This is a genomic window from Brevibacillus nitrificans, assembly GCF_003710965.1.
GTDB lineage: Bacteria > Bacillota > Bacilli > Brevibacillales > Brevibacillaceae > Brevibacillus > Brevibacillus centrosporus.
On the sequence record NZ_RHHU01000007.1, the window covers coordinates 171,726 to 187,707 of the forward strand.

At 49.3% G+C, this 15,982-nt stretch carries 14 protein-coding genes and 1 riboswitch; of the genes, 1 reads left to right on the forward strand and 13 read right to left on the reverse strand.

The features are described from left to right. Positions 1-17: 17 nt before the first annotated feature. The 3 genes from EDM59_RS13305 to EDM59_RS13315 all read right to left on the reverse strand — a co-directional run bounded on the left by EDM59_RS13305 (position 18) and on the right by EDM59_RS13315 (position 3,096). Positions 18-1,526, reverse strand: coding sequence for a tripartite tricarboxylate transporter permease (locus EDM59_RS13305; RefSeq protein WP_122924035.1), 1,509 nt, complete (start codon positions 1,524-1,526; stop codon positions 18-20). Between the two features lie 14 nt (positions 1,527-1,540). After that, positions 1,541-2,002 carry a tripartite tricarboxylate transporter TctB family protein gene (locus EDM59_RS13310; protein WP_183192912.1) on the reverse strand — a complete coding sequence of 154 codons (462 nt, stop codon included), beginning with the start codon at positions 2,000-2,002 and terminating at the stop codon, positions 1,541-1,543. 80 nt (positions 2,003-2,082) lie between these two features. Further along, the gene (locus tag EDM59_RS13315; RefSeq protein ID WP_122924037.1) at positions 2,083-3,096 is read right to left on the reverse strand and encodes a Bug family tripartite tricarboxylate transporter substrate binding protein; all 1,014 of its coding nucleotides are present in this window, start codon (positions 3,094-3,096) and stop codon (positions 2,083-2,085) included. A gap of 365 nt (positions 3,097-3,461) precedes the next feature. Here EDM59_RS13315 and EDM59_RS13320 point away from each other — a divergent pair, with 365 nt between their 5' ends. Continuing rightward, on the forward strand, positions 3,462-4,223 hold the full coding sequence (locus EDM59_RS13320; protein WP_122924038.1) for an IclR family transcriptional regulator: 762 nt from the start codon (positions 3,462-3,464) through the stop codon (positions 4,221-4,223). 42 nt (positions 4,224-4,265) lie between these two features. Here the strand turns inward: EDM59_RS13320 and EDM59_RS13325 are convergent, their stop codons facing one another. The 10 genes from EDM59_RS13325 to EDM59_RS13365 all read right to left on the reverse strand — a co-directional run bounded on the left by EDM59_RS13325 (position 4,266) and on the right by EDM59_RS13365 (position 15,731). Then, on the reverse strand, positions 4,266-5,378 hold the full coding sequence (locus EDM59_RS13325) for a cupin domain-containing protein (protein ID WP_122924039.1): 1,113 nt from the start codon (positions 5,376-5,378) through the stop codon (positions 4,266-4,268). 18 nt (positions 5,379-5,396) lie between these two features. Beyond that, positions 5,397-5,894, reverse strand: a complete 498-nt coding sequence (locus tag EDM59_RS13330) for a DinB family protein (RefSeq protein WP_122924040.1) — start codon at positions 5,892-5,894, stop codon at positions 5,397-5,399. 4 nt (positions 5,895-5,898) lie between these two features. Next, positions 5,899-6,837 carry a fumarylacetoacetate hydrolase family protein gene (locus EDM59_RS13335; protein ID WP_122924041.1) on the reverse strand — a complete coding sequence of 313 codons (939 nt, stop codon included), beginning with the start codon at positions 6,835-6,837 and terminating at the stop codon, positions 5,899-5,901. Positions 6,838-6,964: 127 nt separating this feature from the next. Next, complete coding sequence (locus EDM59_RS13340) at positions 6,965-8,179, reverse strand: FAD-dependent oxidoreductase (protein ID WP_183192913.1); 1,215 nt, start codon at positions 8,177-8,179, stop codon at positions 6,965-6,967. A 207-nt stretch (positions 8,180-8,386) separates the two neighbouring features. Beyond that, positions 8,387-9,157 carry an IclR family transcriptional regulator gene (locus tag EDM59_RS13345; RefSeq protein ID WP_183192914.1) on the reverse strand — a complete coding sequence of 257 codons (771 nt, stop codon included), beginning with the start codon at positions 9,155-9,157 and terminating at the stop codon, positions 8,387-8,389. Between the two features lie 228 nt (positions 9,158-9,385). Beyond that, a riboswitch (cobalamin riboswitch) is annotated at positions 9,386-9,531 on the reverse strand. Positions 9,532-9,597: 66 nt separating this feature from the next. Continuing rightward, positions 9,598-9,723 carry a hypothetical protein gene (locus EDM59_RS31590; protein ID WP_281274563.1) on the reverse strand — a complete coding sequence of 42 codons (126 nt, stop codon included), beginning with the start codon at positions 9,721-9,723 and terminating at the stop codon, positions 9,598-9,600. Between the two features lie 658 nt (positions 9,724-10,381). Continuing rightward, positions 10,382-10,612, reverse strand: a complete 231-nt coding sequence (locus EDM59_RS13350) for a biotin/lipoyl-containing protein (protein ID WP_122924044.1) — start codon at positions 10,610-10,612, stop codon at positions 10,382-10,384. Further along, positions 10,596-12,734: a sigma 54-interacting transcriptional regulator gene (locus EDM59_RS13355; RefSeq protein ID WP_122924045.1), complete on the reverse strand. Its 2,139-nt coding sequence runs from the start codon at positions 12,732-12,734 to the stop codon at positions 10,596-10,598. Before EDM59_RS13355 ends, EDM59_RS13350 begins: the two co-directional genes overlap by 17 nt. Positions 12,735-12,844: 110 nt before the next feature. Next, the gene (locus EDM59_RS13360; protein WP_122924046.1) at positions 12,845-14,221 is read right to left on the reverse strand and encodes a putrescine aminotransferase; all 1,377 of its coding nucleotides are present in this window, start codon (positions 14,219-14,221) and stop codon (positions 12,845-12,847) included. Between the two features lie 37 nt (positions 14,222-14,258). Further along, positions 14,259-15,731 (reverse strand): aldehyde dehydrogenase family protein, encoded by a 1,473-nt coding sequence (locus EDM59_RS13365; protein ID WP_122924047.1) that lies wholly within the window; start codon positions 15,729-15,731, stop codon positions 14,259-14,261. Positions 15,732-15,982: the final 251 nt, after the last annotated feature.

Consider the following 15,982-nt stretch of genomic DNA (forward strand, 5'->3'; position numbering starts at 1 on the left):
TGCCTGCGAACAGCATGTTATATTTCTACATCACTAGACAGCATGCTTCTTTTTTTCTTTACTTCGCTGATAACCCCAATGATCAGTACCAGCAGCGAGATGCCCATGATCGCTCCAGAAATCGGCCTTTCAAAAAAGATACTGGCCGAACCGTTTTCTGCCAATCGCAGCGATTGAAGCAAAGCCGTCTCTATTTGCGAACCAAGAATGAAGGTCAGGATCAGCGCGGCTACTGGTATCTCCAGCTTTTTCATGAAATAGCCCAAGACCCCGAAGACGATCGTCATGAATACGTCCCACAAACTATTGTTCACGCTGTAGGTCCCAAGCAGGGTAATAAACAAGATCAGCGGAAGGAGCAACTTAAACGGAACTTGAGTCAATTTCGCCCAAAACCGAGCCATCGGTAGGTTAAAAATCAGCAAGATCACATTACCGATAAACATACTGGCAATTATCCCCCACACAAAATCCGGGTTTTTTTGGAACAAACCGGGACCTGGCTGCAAGCCGTGCATGATGAAGGCTCCAAAGATTACCGCGACAGTAGGGGAGCTGGGGACTCCCAGCGTAAATAACGGAATCAGCGAAGAGCCGCTATGCGCGTTGTTGGCTGTTTCCGGTCCTGCCACTCCTTCTATCGCCCCTTTTCCAAAACGGGTCGGATCTTTTGCGACCTTTTTCTCCAAGGAATAGGACAACAGCGACGAAATGACAGTGTTGGCTCCGGGTACCAATCCTAGAAAAATTCCCAATCCCGTTCCCCGTCCTACTGCCTTTAACGTGGGTTTCCACTCCTCTTTCTTCGGAAGCAAGCCTTGGATCTTCGGAATCTCATTGGACTTCATCTGTGTTTCCATCGTAGACAAAATCTCCGCAACACCGAAAAAGCCCATCGCCAAAATAATAAAGTCTAGTCCGCCTACCAGTTCAGCCTGTCCGAAAATGAAGCGCGTAGCCCCCGAGACAGGGTCCATCCCGACTAGCGATAAGATCAATCCAATAACCGCAGCAATCAAACCTTTTATCAGCGATTTGCCCATAAATGCAACGACCATCAGCAGACCGAACATTAACAAGGCAAAATACTCCGGTGGACCGAATTTCAAAGCAAATTCAGCGAGTGGCGGCCCGACAAAAGCCAGAGCAAACAACGAGGTGATGCCACCAATGAAGGAGCCGATCGCCGCTACGCCTAATGCGGTTCCCGCGCGTCCCTGCTTCGCCATCTGGTTTCCGTCTATACAGGTGACGACCGAAGCGGCTTCACCTGGCACGTTGATTAATACAGAAGTGATCGTGCCCCCATACATAGCGCCGTAATAAATACCTGAGAGCATAATGATCGCGGAAACCGGCTCCATGTTAAAGGTTAAAGGGAGCAATAAAGCCGTTCCCGACACGGGGCCTAGGCCGGGCAGCACCCCCAGGAACATCCCCGCAGAAACTCCTATCAGGCAATAAAGAAGATTCCACCAGGTGAAGGCGGTTTCAAACCCATGCAGCAAATATCCAAGTGTCTCCATTCCAGTCCCTCCTTTTACCCAATCCCTGGCAGATCCACACCTAACAGTGTTCCAAATAAATAAAACAGCAGCAGGGACACGCCCAGAGAAACACCTAAGCTCACGTACCATCGATAAGCCTTAAACAACAGAATATACAGGAACACGGTGCCCGCAATGACAAAGCCCACATACTCAAAAAGAACGACAAAAAGGATCATACTGCCGATACAAAGGATAAAGCTTTTCAACGCATCTCCCTGGGGCAGCACCTTTTCCGGCTCCTCATCACTCTGTACCTCTTTGTTCCGGAAGCAATGGAGGATATAGATGATGGAAAGAACGAGCAGAATTCCGCTCAGCCAGACTGGAAAATACCCTGGTCCAGGACCTACGGAATCTTGATATTCGTAGGTAAACGATTGTGTCAGGAAGACGATCGAAATCACAAAGACAAAACAGGCGACGCTCAACTCAGCCTTGTTTATTTTTCTCACGAACCCACACATCCTTATTGTGATGTCGCAACCCAGAAGTAGGGCGGGCATAAAAGATAATCCTTTTATGCCCATTTATCTTATTTCACCAGACCCAAATTTTTCATTAATTGTCCGTTTTCTACGAATTTTTTGTCCACTTCTTTTTGGAAGTCTTCTCCTGATGCGTACAGCTCATCGGCTCCTACTTTATAAAGCTCTTCCTTCACTTGCGGATCATCCATGGCTTTCTTGACAGCATCGTGCAGAATCGAAACGATTTCTTTTGGCGTGTCTTTCGGCGCCAGGATCGCGCTTACCTCGTCAAATGCGACGTCAAATCCTTTTTCCGTCAGGAGCGGGACATCCTTGATTAAGTCGCTCTTCTTGCTGCTTGTAGCAACCAGCTTGCGCGCTTCCGGAGCCAGTGTCGATTGCAGAAGCGCGCCTTGAACGTGCCCCCCCATCAAAGCAGTTACGGTTGGGGCTCCCCCGCTGAACGGAACAGCTTTCATATCGAGTCCAGCTCTTCCTGCCAAAGACGCCATGGCCAGATGTGCAGAGGAGCCGCTCGCGCCGATTCCGTATGTAAATTTGCCCGGATTCGCTTTTACATAAGCCAGCCATTCTTCAAAGGTTTTCCACGGTGCATCCTGTTTTACAAACAACGTCTGCGGGAAAGTAAATACCTGTATAACAGGCGTAAAACTATCGAAGGTAAAAGTTGTATTCCCCGTATGTGGTCGGTTGGTTAACGTAGAAATGGTAAGCATGCCAATCTTGTAACCGTCCGGCTTCGCTTGAAACAGCTCAGTCGCTCCTACGATCGTAGCCCCGCCCGGCTTGTTCACAATGACAATATTTTGACCGTTCGGCATATATTTATTGGCGGCATTCGCGATAATACGTGCGGCAACATCGTTTGCGCCGCCTGCTTCATAAGGGACGATCATTTCGATAGGCTTTTTGGGGAAATCCGATTTTGCCGCCTCCGTAGCCCCGCTATTACCTGAATCCGTTCCTGTCGAAGAACCTTGCGATGTTTGTCCATTCTGAGAACACCCCGAAACGATCAGTAACAAAGCGATAAGGGAGACTGTGAGCCATTTTTTCATAGAAACACCCCTGTTTACATGATTAATAGTTCAAGCCATTTACTCGTGAGCAGTTACAATATGACTAAAGCGTTTACAACAATTATTGCGACTAGCATTGTAAGATTGGACTTCAAGATTTTTTAAACCTGATTGTATTTACTAGTCACTCCATTAGTACATTCGTAAAATCATCCACCTTTTTATTAACATATCGTTAATGTCATAAACACAATGTTCTTAACTCCATATTATCACTACGCACTTTATGAAGTCAAACAATTCCCAATTGTTTTTCTGTCGTTTCCAAGGGCACATTGACTTATGGAATCACCCATTGCTATTATTTAATGTGAATGTTCAAATACTAATAGGATGTGCAAAATATGGAAGAACCAGATTTGAGTCGGCGTGTCCAATCGATTGAAGTAGGCTTTGCCATATTACGTGCCATAGCCGAGAAAAAGGGCGCCATGAGCCTTAGTGAGCTTGCGGAAGCTACGAAGCTTTTCAAGAGCCAGCTCTATCGATACCTAAATTCATTTGTGCATCTTGGAGTTTTGATCCGTACCGAAGATGAGAATCCCAAATGGTCTCTTGGTCATGAACTCATTATGCTGGGAAGTGCTACATTGGAAAGCATGGATTTAACCAAACAAGCCACTCCCTATTTGATGAACCTAAGAGATCAGCTCAATGAGACGGTCGCCTTAAGCATCTGGCGCGAACGCGGGCCTTTTTTTATTCGTTGGGAAAAGAGCAACAAACCCGTCAATATCGGACTGGATGTCGGCTCCTACGTTCCACTTTATACGGCCACCGGAAAAATTTTCCGAGCTTTTCTGCCTGAATCCATGACAAATGATCTCTACCAACAGGAAGTAGCTGCCGGAAACATCGATCCCGATAAATACAGCTTGGATATTGAAAGGGTAAAAAAACAGCAGGTCGCGGTCACCGAAAGCAGTCATATCAGTGGAATCGCTAGCATCAGTACCCCTCTTTTTTACCCTTCCAGGAAATTGGCCGGAGCCTTGAGCATTATTGGTCTATTAGGCGAATTGGATGTTTCAGCTGAATCACACGTGAAAGTCCAGCTGTTAAAAACAGCCAAAGACATTTCACTACGATTGGGATATTCCGATTAGAAGGCAAGGCATACTCTTTTATGGGAAGTATGCCCTTGTCTTTTATGGTAGCATGGGTTGGAATTCTCCCTTAACTTCTTGATGCCCACTATTTGCTTCAAGACCTTCCTCGTTTTGTACATCAAACTTCTCCATGATCGGCGAATCACTCACGGAAAACAGATAGCAATCCTCTTCTGCATAATGCTCATGCCACGCCCAGTTCGGCACAACCAGAAAATCGCCTTTCGACCAAGAAAACTTCACTCCATTGACTATGGAATAACCGGAGCCTTTGAACACCTGATAGATCGTCGAACTAGTATGACGATGCGCTTTCGAATGAAAACCTTTCGGTAAGTACTGCATCCACGAAGCAATGTTCGGATTTGCCGTTTTTCCGGTGGATGGATTTATAAACTCTACCGCATAGCCGTCGTACGGGTCCGGATCGAAACGGCTTAAACCTTCCAGTGATGCCAAAGTTTTATTCCATTTGTAAGAGCCGAGCGGAGCAATTTTCGGGTGACGATCCGATATAGGACGAACCATTCCCCCTTCATATCGCTGTGCCGTAAAATTATCCGGTACGCTTGGAATCTCAATCTTTTCCGGATACGGTTCAAAGAAAGTCCCGCCGATCGCATAGATTGTCGGAATATCCAGACAATCCATCCAAATCATAGGCTCATCCCCCGGATGGGAATGTCCGTGCCACAGTCCCTTCGGCGTGATTAAAAAATCCCCCTCTTCCATGAAGAGTCGTTCCCCTTGTACGATCGAATATGCACCGCTGCCTTGCATAATAAAACGAAGAGCGCTCTGGGTATGGCGGTGGGAAGGAGCCGTCTCTCCAGGCAGAATAAGCTGAACCGCCGCATACAGGGTTTGAGTCGTAGAGCCCCATCCCCACGGTTGACGAAGGCTCAACCCTGGATTTTGCAAATAGATGGCCCTTCTCTCCCCGCCTCGATCTGGGGTAAAGATTTCACGTGCCTCCATCAATTTGGCATTTAACGTTTCCCACTTCCACAAATAGGGGATCGCTTCAGGGGTAGGCTGTTTATGCATCAGTTCAGGAATCGCGTTCCAGAGAGGGCCCAAGTGAAACCTTTCAATCTCCTTATTAAAATCCTGTACTTCTTTACTTTGGAGAAACTCTAATTTTTCCGCCATTCGTCCTTCCCTCCTTGCTTATTTTACCTGCGTGGTTTCGATATATTTTTCAATCGTGCGCTCGATTTGCTTGATATGGGTCTCGAGATGTTCCACCAGCAAGTGCTCGATAATAAACGACAGAGGCCGTACACCAAAACGGGGATTACGGCTCCGCGACTTGCAGTTGAGATTGTCCTCGGTCAAACCGGCAAGAACTTCCACTACTTCCTTTTTCCCTTCTATGATATAGCGGAGCACCTCCTGTTTCTCCCGCTCCGCGGCCCGTGCCACTGCCGCCAAACGCCCTTCATGCTGCAACCCACGTCCCCACTCCTCGCCGGGAGCCTTGACCAGCCGCTTGATTTCATCCAACCAATAGGGCGTCGCTTCTTCCACATGACACAACACTTCCATGACAGACCATTTATCATCGGCCGGCTTCCAGCGCAGAGCTTCCTCAGGCAAATCTTGCGAGGCGTTTACTATTTTGTCCAAGCTTGCATGGATGGATTGAATCGCTTGCTCCATGTTCATCCTGTCATTCCTCCCGATTTATCGCCTTGACACGGTTCTCCAGTGCGCCGATTTGATCGATCTCAATGCGTACAACATCTCCATCGCGCAAAAATACTTGTGGCTCCCGAGCTACACCGACTCCCCCCGGAGTGCCCGTCAGTATCACATCGCCAGGCTCCAGTGTCATCAGGTTAGATAGAAATTCAACCAAATAGTCTACGGGAAACACTAGATTCGCCGTATTCGACCGCTGCCGTTCTTCCTCGTTTACTGTCAGGACAATGTTCAGACCGGACGGATTCGTCAATTCGTCGCCGGTCACCAGCCACGGCCCCATAGGAGCGCTCCCTTCCACCGTTTTTCCCTGCAGCCATTGGATTGTTCTTCTCTGTATGTCGCGATAGGTCACATCATTGACGATGGTGTATCCGACCACATACTCCAGAGCGTGCTCCTTGGATACATTTCTTGCCCGCTTTCCGATGACAAACGCGAACTCCGCCTCATAGTCCAACTGTTCTGAAACATCGTAAAAAGGAATGGGATCTTCTGGACCGACTATCGTGTTGGAGAATTTGGCGAACACGACTGGAACCTCAGGAATCCCCCGCCCCATTTCTAGAATGTGTTCCCGGTAATTATGACCCACACAGATCATTTTTCCCGGATTCTGAACAGGCGCTTCCAGCTGGATCTCTTGGGTCGAGCGAACAATAGGCGCACCCCATTCGTTGCTGAGAGCAAACTCCACCGCTTGCTCCGCCCGCTCCCGGCTCTCCGCACCTCCCTGCAAAAACTCTACCATGTTCGACGGCACATAGGCTTGCGCGATATGCGCTGCGCGAATATACCCTTGCGACTTCAGCAATTCTTCGTAGGCATAGTTCAAATCCACAACATGCTTACCCGATATGGCTCCGATTCTACGAATGCCTTCATACCTGTATGTGACTAGTTTCATATCCGACCTTCCCTTCTTATCGCGTCTTTTTAACTTCAAAGATTATGACTGCCCATTTTTCTCCCTTCATAGAACTTCATGCCCCAAATGAGAGGAATCAGGCGCTTTACGGGGTCAAGCGACTCTACTAAACAGCTGTTGGGGGTTCACCGATTCCTTGCTCTCTTACACTTGCAATCATGGTAGAGCGCAAAATCCATGCGCGCGCAGCTTCCGGATCATTGGCCTGTTCTGCGTATTCCTGCTGAAGCTGGACGCGGCGTTCAGGATCTCTTTCGGTCAGTACATTCGTATTCCGCTCTGTAATCTGCTTCACGTAATCGATCGCCACTTTTCGGCGAACATTGGAGTATTTGTCGAGCTCCCCCTCAACATCGGAATTCCCTTCGAAAATACGAATCAATCTTCTGCTTAAATCAACTGCATCATGGATCCCGTTATTTAATCCGAGCCCACCCATCGGACTGTTGATATGAGCCGCATCGCCAAGGAGTATGGCGCGCCCTTTATAAAATTTTTCAGCGACGCGCTGATGGACGCGGTAAATCATCCGCTCAATGATCGGGAAGCTGTCTGTCGTTTTCAGAGCCCCTTGCAGCGTACGCTGAATATTTTCGTCATCGAGTGCTACTTCATCGGAAACAGACGCGGGAACCGGATAAAGCAAACGCCAAGCCTCCGGAACTTTTAAAATAAACAAAAACTGCTCTGGGTCCGATATGTAATTGACCTTGGTAATATCCGGCAAGTAATCACTGAATGCAACAGGAGTGCCGACAAGCAGGAAGCGCTGTTCCAGCGTATAACCCTCGAAAGACAAGTCAAGCAGTTTGCGGATGGTACTTCTCGCGCCGTCAGCTCCAAGCAAATAGTCAGCGCTAAACGTCTCGATTCCCTGCGGCGTTTGCACCTTTACGGTAACGTCTTGCTCATTTTGCTGTATATCGACGACTTCCGTACTGTAGTGTATATCCACATTCGCGCAATCCTTCAATCGCTCATTGAGAACCTTCACATAGGTAGACTGAGGCAACTGAAGCCGGTAAGGATATTTCGTCTCTTCCTTGATCAGGCTGAAATCAAACGTCGCAAAGGTCCCCGTCGTCCGGTCCCGGTACTGTACCTTATCCTCCACAATGCCGAGCTGCAGCATCTCTTCAACCAATCCTGTCGACTCTAGCAACTCCAGAGTGCCGGCATGAAAAGTCGACGCTCTCCATTCTTTACTTGGTGTCGGGCTTTTCTCGAAAACAGTTACAGAAATACCTTCTTGCGATAAAATCTTTGCCGCCGTCAATCCGACCGGTCCGGCTCCCACAATTATGACAGAATGTTTGGACATCATTACTCCTCCTGTTCGTTAACAATACGTTAATGATATGAACTTATCGTTTACGCGCTAATAGTATCACCCTTTTCAGAAGCCGTCAATCCATGAATTTTTAGAAAACTCAACCGCGTCAAACCATCGGCGGAGCCTTCATACCCAAAGGACACAACAAAAAAAGAGGCGATCGGAGCCGCTGCATGCCTGCTCCAATCGCCTTGATTAATAATAGCCTATGCGTTGTGAAATCTGCATAGCTGTCTCCAACAATTCCTTCACCGTCTTTGAATCTAAAGAAACATCCATCTCATTTGCAACACCAACGACACTCAACGCCCCGGCAAGTTTCTCAGAAGAATAAAAAATAGGTGAACTAATACTGGTGATGCCGCTAATAAGACTGCTTTTGGTTACAGCCACCCTTTTCTGTCTGATGTCAGCAATTTCCGAATCATACTCATCCGGTACAATTTTTCCCGAGAGCACTTCATGTTGGTATAAATGATTCGTAACATCATTTGGAAGGAAGGCTCTGAATATTCTTCCTGTCGCTGTGTACAGAGGCACATAAGAACCTGTATTCAGCCCTATCGTTATCGGTTTCTTACTTTTTTCCCAATGAACAAAAAAGGGGCCTCTCTCCCGCCAGACGCTCAATGCAACTGTTTCGTTTAATTGATCATTCAATTGAATGACGAGCGGGTAGGCCTGTTTCGTGATTTCCAATCCTTCCTTGGCCGCAGTACCGAGCAAGATCAACTCATGCCCTAACGACCAACGAGGATTTTCATGCTCGTCGCGGATTAAGATACCCAGTTGAACAAAGGAGTTCAAATACCGATATAGCTGACTCTTATGGAGCAACGTCACATCTGCCAATTCTCGAAGACTCATCGGTTCCTTTTTTAAAGCGAATGCACGTAATATGGAGAAACCTACTTCAATAGATTGGACTCTTTGACTGAGTTCCATTCTTTTTTTGCTATCGTTCATGCTACCCCCCATTAACGTATTGTTAATGACGTAAACTTCATAATATTTCCACTTATACCATACTTGGAACTACTGCGTCAACTGGTTGCACCTTTGCTTGGTTTCGTTCTTCGCCGAAAAGAAAAGGGAACGGTCTGCTTATTTGCCTTCCGTAGGCTGCGTCGACGCTGTCTCGGGAGATGGTTGGGGCTGACCTTTCTGTTAATGAAGTCTTTGACCTCTCGTTTTAGATGAGAAAATGAAAAAGCATCTCCAACTTTTCATAACGAAAGACTCCCCTATTACCGTGACGGGACCGTGTCGGATTTGCACCGAGCTTCCCTTTTCATCCTTGTTCGTTGCTTTATCAAGGAACCTGTTTCCACTTATGAAAATGTTCAAATTTACCAAATCGGAATCAACGTGGTCCACCTCCTCGACTAGCCTACCTGGATCGAAAACTAGCAGCCGGTCGGAAATGTGACAAGTCGCTTGCTGACGTTTCTCACTGTCTGAATCGTATGTTCGGGTGTCGCAATATCGATATTCACTCCTTCCACTACCAGGCTTTTGGAACCTTTATGCATCGTTCTCACCCCTCTTTCGGATCATATCGCTCCTTTAGGTAATCACCCGAAAAATTGATAGCGGATACGTTGATCGCCTCCAGCAAATACCGCTCCAGACCCGGCCAGGCAAAAACTTGCTAGATGACTACAGTCCCTGTCAAAAGTCCCCCAAGCTGTATCCCCAAGGTCGAAATGATGGGAAGCATCGCATTTTTTAAGACATGCTCAATTTGAAACTCATTCTTCAATCAACATTGGCCAAATGTGTGCGTACCCTATGATAATAAAAGTATTTTGAGCTTAGGAAAGATAAGAAAAGAATCAAATAGAGGATTTTCCTGAACTAGATTTTCTAAAGGCATTTCTGCCAGTTTTGTTTCTTGTTCAGAAATAAGTGGGGGGTGGGCACTCTCCTTTGTTCGTCTTATCATGTAGACGCGAAAGCTTTCGTCTGGAAATGGGCCAGGTCTTCCAAGTAACATTTCCAAAGCGTAATACCCTTTGTAATCAAAAAAGTAAGGTTACACCACGTATAGTCTGTTTTGTAACCTTACTTTTTGAGTTAAATTCATTCAGAAATACAACTAAACTGAATCGTTTACGATCCTATGTTTATCGGAATCCCCTACTCAAAAACAGATTTTGTAATCCGTCCGATTCATTATGTCCTCTCACATCATTCCACGCACGTAATCTCCATCAAAATCATCCCGGCGATCACGACTTCTCCCTGTTCTACTTCGACTCCAACTGCGTGACCGGTTACCGGGGAGAGGATATCCACCGTCTTGCCGGGGCCGACGAGTGTAAAAATCACTTCCCCTTCTTCAACCCTGTCTCCTGCCTGGAAGCGGATGCGTTTAATCGTGCCAGCAAAGGGCGATATGACGTCATACTTTAAACCCAATCTGCTCACCCCGACTTATTTTTTCTTGAATTTCCTGATACTTGCGGCTGATGGTGGACTGGCTCACGCCGAGCATTTTGGCAGCCATGGAGGTCGTCTTGTACTCGTCCATCGCCATCTTGATGAGCTGCTCTTCCATCGCTCGAGTCGCTTCCTTCAGCGGCATAATTTTGTTCAATCGCTGCTTCAGATACTGCTTTTTCCCTTTTTTCAGCAGAGGGGTAATATGGTGAGCTTCGATCAAATCTTCATCCGCGGTAACGACCAGCCGTTCGATGATATTTTGCAGCTCGCGGACATTGCCTGGCCAGGAGTACGATTCCAGCAAGTCGAGGGCATCCTGGGACAGCTGGGTGGTGCGTTCATATTTCTCATTAAAGGTCTGCAAAAAGTGAAGGCCGATCAACGGAATATCCTCGGGCCGGTCTCGCAGGGGAGGAATCGCGACGGGGATGACGTTGAGCCGATAGAAGAGGTCTTCCCGAAACGTCCCTTCCTCCACCATCTTCTCCAGGTTTTTGTTGGTAGCCGCGATGATCTGTACATCCACCTCTACGACCTCTGATCCGCCGATCGGGATGATCTCGCGCTCCTGCAGCACTCGGAGGAGCTTTACCTGGAGGTTGAGCGGCATCTCGCCGATCTCGTCCAAAAAGAGAACACCCTTGTGGGCCATCCGGAAATAACCGGGCTTCCCGTTCGTATTCGCCCCAGTGAAGGCGCCTTTTTCATAGCCAAACAGTTCGCTTTCCAACAGTGTCTCGGGAATCGCCCCGCAGTTTACTTTCACAAACGGCTTGCTGCTGCGCGGTCCCAGCTCGTAGATCGTCCGGGCAAACACCTCCTTGCCCACGCCCGATTCACCTGTCAACAGCACCGTCGAGGACGTGTTTGCGATCTTTTGGATATATTTCATCACTTTCTCGATCTTGTCACTGGCATAGATGAGCTGGCGGTTTTTCCCGTATTGCTTCTGGTCCCGCAAATGCTCCAGTTCCTTTTTGTACTTCTCGGACATCTTTTTGGCGTGCAGCAGCTCTTCCTTCAGCTGGACCGTTTCGGTAATGTCGCGCAGGGCGATGACGATTCGCTCCAGCTTTCCTTTCTCATCAAAGATGGGATTGCCGACTGCGAGAACGTTTTTGCCGGATCGACTCTCCTGCGTGACGGAGACTTTCCGTTTGCGCTCGATGACCATTTTCACGATCGCCGCGAAAAAGGTCCCTTCGTGCTCCAGCTCCATCAGATTGAGTCCAATCAACTGCTCCTTGTCGATTTCCCAGAAGTCCTTGATCAGGTTGCCGCTGTAGCGCAGCAAGACACCGTTTTCATCCAAAACCAGGATCTCGTCGTAAATGGAAGATAGGATTCCCTGCAAATCGGTGTTGAGATCTTTGACGTACTCCATCTCCATGGCCATTTTTTCGATGAAAGGCAAATCCTGAAGCACGATGATAGCTCCTGTCACATTGCCGTGCTGGTTGCGGATCGGTCCGAAATCAGCCAGCACTCCGATACGGTCATTGACGATGATATGATTCAGAATGGTTTCCCCGTTTTCCACGACCTTTTGGAAAACGTCCTGATCGAGCACCCCGCCCACACGCTGCCGCCGCAGCTCCTCCGGCGAAAGGCGCACCATCCGCAGCACCTCAGAGCTGAAATTCTCGATCCGCCCGTGCACGTCGGCGATGACGATGCCCATCGGAATGGAATTGAGCAGCGAGCGAATCCAGTCCGTATGCGCGGATTGGCTCGTCAACAGGTAGTACAGGATGTCCTCCCGATGCAAATACCCTTCTGTCCCACCCTCCCGATTCTGGATGACGACGACTTCTTCCCCGAACACTTTAAACAAATCCAGCATATCCGCTTCCTCTTGGAAAAATGCCACATTGGTGTGGAACGGAAGCTGGCCCACCTGCCGCTTCATCCATTCCGGATCTTCCAGAGAAGGCATGATATCGGTATTTCGTATATAAGCAACAATGTTTCCCTCTTGCTCGGAATCTGTGATAAACACATAGCGTTCGTTGAATCGTGACATGATGTTCCACAAGTCATTTGCGGAAGATTCAAACGATACGGTGCATGCTTTTCTGACAAACCATTTCGAAGCCATAGGTCCTCCCGTAGTTGCTTAAATTGTCTCTCCTATTATACGCGGGCTCCAATGGGTGGGAAAGCGGAAAAGAAGACCGGGTGGACAGTCTTCTTTTCCTATCAATCTTCTTATAACTTGACTTGCGGGAGTACGTTTTTGAACGTCTCGATTACTTTGTCGGCTTCCTCGTACGTGATGGTGAGAGGCGGCTCGATCCGGATCGTTTTGGCGTTGATCAAGGTCCCTGCTACGAGCACGCCGTTGTCGAACAGCCCTTTGGATACCTCATAGCCGATTTCATCGTTGTGGAACTCGATACCGATCAAAAGACCTTTTCCGCGCACCTCCTGCACTTTGTCACTGTGGGCAGATGCCGCCTCGCGCAGCCCTTTGAGCAGATAGTCTCCCATTTCCACGCAGCGATCGAGCAGATTTTCCTCGATCAGGACGTTGAAGGTTGCGATTGCTGCTGCGCACGCCAGCGGATTGCCGCCGAAAGTCGTCGTCTGGACAAATGGGTTCGGGAAGAAGCTTTTGAACACTTCCTCGGTAGCCACGACCGCACCCGCAGGCATGATCCCGCCGCCAAATGCTTTCGCCAGGCAAAGAATATCCGGAACGACATCATAATGCTCGCAGCAAAACATTTTCCCTGTGCGGCCCATACCGGTTTGCACTTCGTCGAGAATCAGGAGCGCGCCGTATTGATCGCACAGCTCGCGAACCTGCTTCAAGTAGTTTTCCGGTGGCAGGTTCACGCCGCCTTCCCCTTGGATCGGCTCCAAAATCACCCCGGCGATCTCTTCGCCGACCAGTGCGCACGCTTCAAAGGTCTTGCGCATCATCTCGATGTCCCCAAAGTGAACGTGACGGAAGCCGGGAATCATCGGCAGGAACGGCTTGCGGAAAACGCCTTTTGCCGTAGCGGACAATGCACCCAGGCTCTTCCCGTGAAACGCTTTCGTCGTCGCGATGAAGGTCGTGCGTCCCGTATGCATTTTAGCCAGCTTGATAGCGGCTTCCACTGTCTCGGTTCCGCTGTTGGCGAAGTAGGCGTATTTCAAATCGCCAGGCGTGATATCTGCCAAAATTTTGGCCAGCATGGCGCGCAGAGGGTCGAGCAAATCCTGGCTGTGCAGCGGCTGGCGGTTGAGCTGATTGATGACGGCTTCTACTACTTTCGGATGGCGATGGCCGACGTTGTAGATTCCGAAGCCTCCGAGGCAGTCGATGTAGACTTTGCCGTTTACGTCCATGAAAGAGTTGGGACCTGCATCCTTCCATTCTACTGCCGCAAATTGCCCGTCCTTGGTCACGGATTTGCGGTAGCCGAGGAAGCCTGGATTCACGTGATCGCGGAAGTTTTCCACGGTTTGGCGTGTTACCCATGCGGCTTCGTCCTTGCTGATCTCGTCTTTGGCAATCAGATCGAGCACCTGCTGTGTATAGGCATATACATCGGCGTATTGTTCGTTCACCTTTTTGTTCTCTACTGCTTTACTCATCTTGTTGTCCTCCTGGTTTTTTGCGTTTTTTGCTTCTTTAATTCTCGAACCAACCCGTTGGCTGGACGGCCATATTGATATTGATCTGCTTTACTTCGGTGTATTCCTCGAAGCCGAACGTGCCGAGGCCGCGGCCGATTCCGCTTTGCTTGTAGCCGCCCCACGGTGCTTCGGTGTATGTCGGATGATAACAGTTGATCCAGGTAATTCCTGCGCGCAGCTTCTTGATCACGCGCATGGCCTTGGCGCCATCCTGCGTGAAAACGCCGCCTGCCAGACCGTATACCGTATCGTTGGCAATACGGATGGCATCCGCTTCGTCCTTGAATCGCTGGATCGCCAGAACAGGGCCGAAAATTTCCTCCTGGACGATCTTCATGGAAGGCGTCGTGTCGGTGAAAATGGTCGGCTCGACAAAGTAGCCGTTCGCAAGCGTGCCTGCTGTGATGCGGCTGCCTCCGCACAAAAGACGCGCCCCCTCTGCTTTGCCCAGCTCGATGTAGTGCAGCACCTTTTCCATGTGAGCTTCGCTGACGAGCGGCCCCATCTCGGTAGATGGATCGTCACCGGCGCCGACGCGGATTTTTTTCGCTCGCTCCACCAGTCTTTCCACGAAACGATCATGGATGCTGTCTTCCAGCAAGAGACGTGAGCCCGCAGAGCAAACCTGCCCCTGATTGGCGAAAATACCGAACAGCGCGTAGTCCACCGCCGTCTCAAAGTCGGCATCTGCGAAAACGATATTCGGCGATTTGCCCCCCAGCTCCAGCGAGATTTTCTTGATATTACCCGTGGCTGCTCTCATGATGCTGCGCCCTGTTGCGGTGCCGCCCGTAAACGAGATTTTATCTACCAGATGGCTTTCTGCCAGCTCGTTGCCCACAGTAGCTCCTGCTCCCAGTACCATGTTGGCTACACCCTTCGGAATACCGACTTCCTCGATAATCTCAAACAGCTTGATCGCGGTAACCGGAGTCACCTCGGACGGCTTGAAGACAATCGTGTTGCCCGCAGCCAGCGCAGGAGCGATCTTCCATACGCCCATCAAAAGCGGGTAGTTCCAGGGAACGATCAGGGCACATACCCCAACCGGCTCACGGACGACCATCGCTTGCACAGGGTCGGCTACGTGGTACGTCTGGCCATCTGGCTTGGTAACCATTCCTGCATAATAGCGGAAGCAGGCTGCGGCATCTGCCACATCAAAGGCTGTTTCCCGTAGCGGTTTTCCGTTATCGAGTGTTTCCAGACGTCCGATTTCCTCTGCCCGCTGCTCCAGCTTGTCAGCGATGGCAAACAGGTAGCGCGCACGCTCCGCTGCAGGCAGATCAGACCACACACCACTATCGAATGCTTCCCGAGCTACCGAAATCGCGTGACGGGCATCCGCCACGTCTCCTTCTGCAGCCCGTGCGATTCCTTCTCCATTTGCGGGATTCACAATCTCACGGGTCTTTTTGCTTTGTGCGTCGACCCATTCCCCGTTGATGTACATCTTCAGGTTCATCATGCAAGGAATCCTCTCCCTTCTGCTGTTCCGTTCTCGATTCACTATATGAGCAAATCCCGTGCCAACATGAAAATGCTCTGATACCTGCTCTTTTCGTGGGTGATTGCAGAGATGAGTTATGCAAAAAATCATAGATTATGCAGGAATGCATAATTCATGGTGGTTGAAAAGTGGCTACTGGGGGAGAAGCCCATTTCCATTCTTCGCTCCAGGCTCCGTCCGCAAGGGGGTTAGACTGTCCGCTCCGCAAC

What these genes read in the sequence shown, in the direction of transcription:
- EDM59_RS13320 (WP_122924038.1), top strand. Translation starts at nt 3,462, where the DNA reads ATGGAAGAACCAGATTTGAGTCGGCGTGTCCAATCGATTGAAGTAGGC.
- EDM59_RS13365 (WP_122924047.1), bottom strand. Translation starts at nt 15,731, where the DNA reads ATGATGAACCTGAAGATGTACATCAACGGGGAATGGGTCGACGCACAA.
- EDM59_RS13305 (WP_122924035.1), bottom strand. Translation starts at nt 1,526, where the DNA reads ATGGAGACACTTGGATATTTGCTGCATGGGTTTGAAACCGCCTTCACC.
- EDM59_RS13325 (WP_122924039.1), bottom strand. Translation starts at nt 5,378, where the DNA reads ATGGCGGAAAAATTAGAGTTTCTCCAAAGTAAAGAAGTACAGGATTTT.
- EDM59_RS13360 (WP_122924046.1), bottom strand. Translation starts at nt 14,221, where the DNA reads ATGAGTAAAGCAGTAGAGAACAAAAAGGTGAACGAACAATACGCCGAT.
- EDM59_RS13335 (WP_122924041.1), bottom strand. Translation starts at nt 6,837, where the DNA reads ATGAAACTAGTCACATACAGGTATGAAGGCATTCGTAGAATCGGAGCC.
- EDM59_RS13330 (WP_122924040.1), bottom strand. Translation starts at nt 5,894, where the DNA reads ATGAACATGGAGCAAGCGATTCAATCCATCCATGCAAGCTTGGACAAA.
- EDM59_RS13345 (WP_183192914.1), bottom strand. Translation starts at nt 9,157, where the DNA reads ATGAACGATAGCAAAAAAAGAATGGAACTCAGTCAAAGAGTCCAATCT.
- EDM59_RS31590 (WP_281274563.1), bottom strand. Translation starts at nt 9,723, where the DNA reads ATGCATAAAGGTTCCAAAAGCCTGGTAGTGGAAGGAGTGAATATCGAT.
- EDM59_RS13355 (WP_122924045.1), bottom strand. Translation starts at nt 12,734, where the DNA reads ATGGCTTCGAAATGGTTTGTCAGAAAAGCATGCACCGTATCGTTTGAA.
- EDM59_RS13315 (WP_122924037.1), bottom strand. Translation starts at nt 3,096, where the DNA reads ATGAAAAAATGGCTCACAGTCTCCCTTATCGCTTTGTTACTGATCGTT.
- EDM59_RS13340 (WP_183192913.1), bottom strand. Translation starts at nt 8,179, where the DNA reads ATGTCCAAACATTCTGTCATAATTGTGGGAGCCGGACCGGTCGGATTG.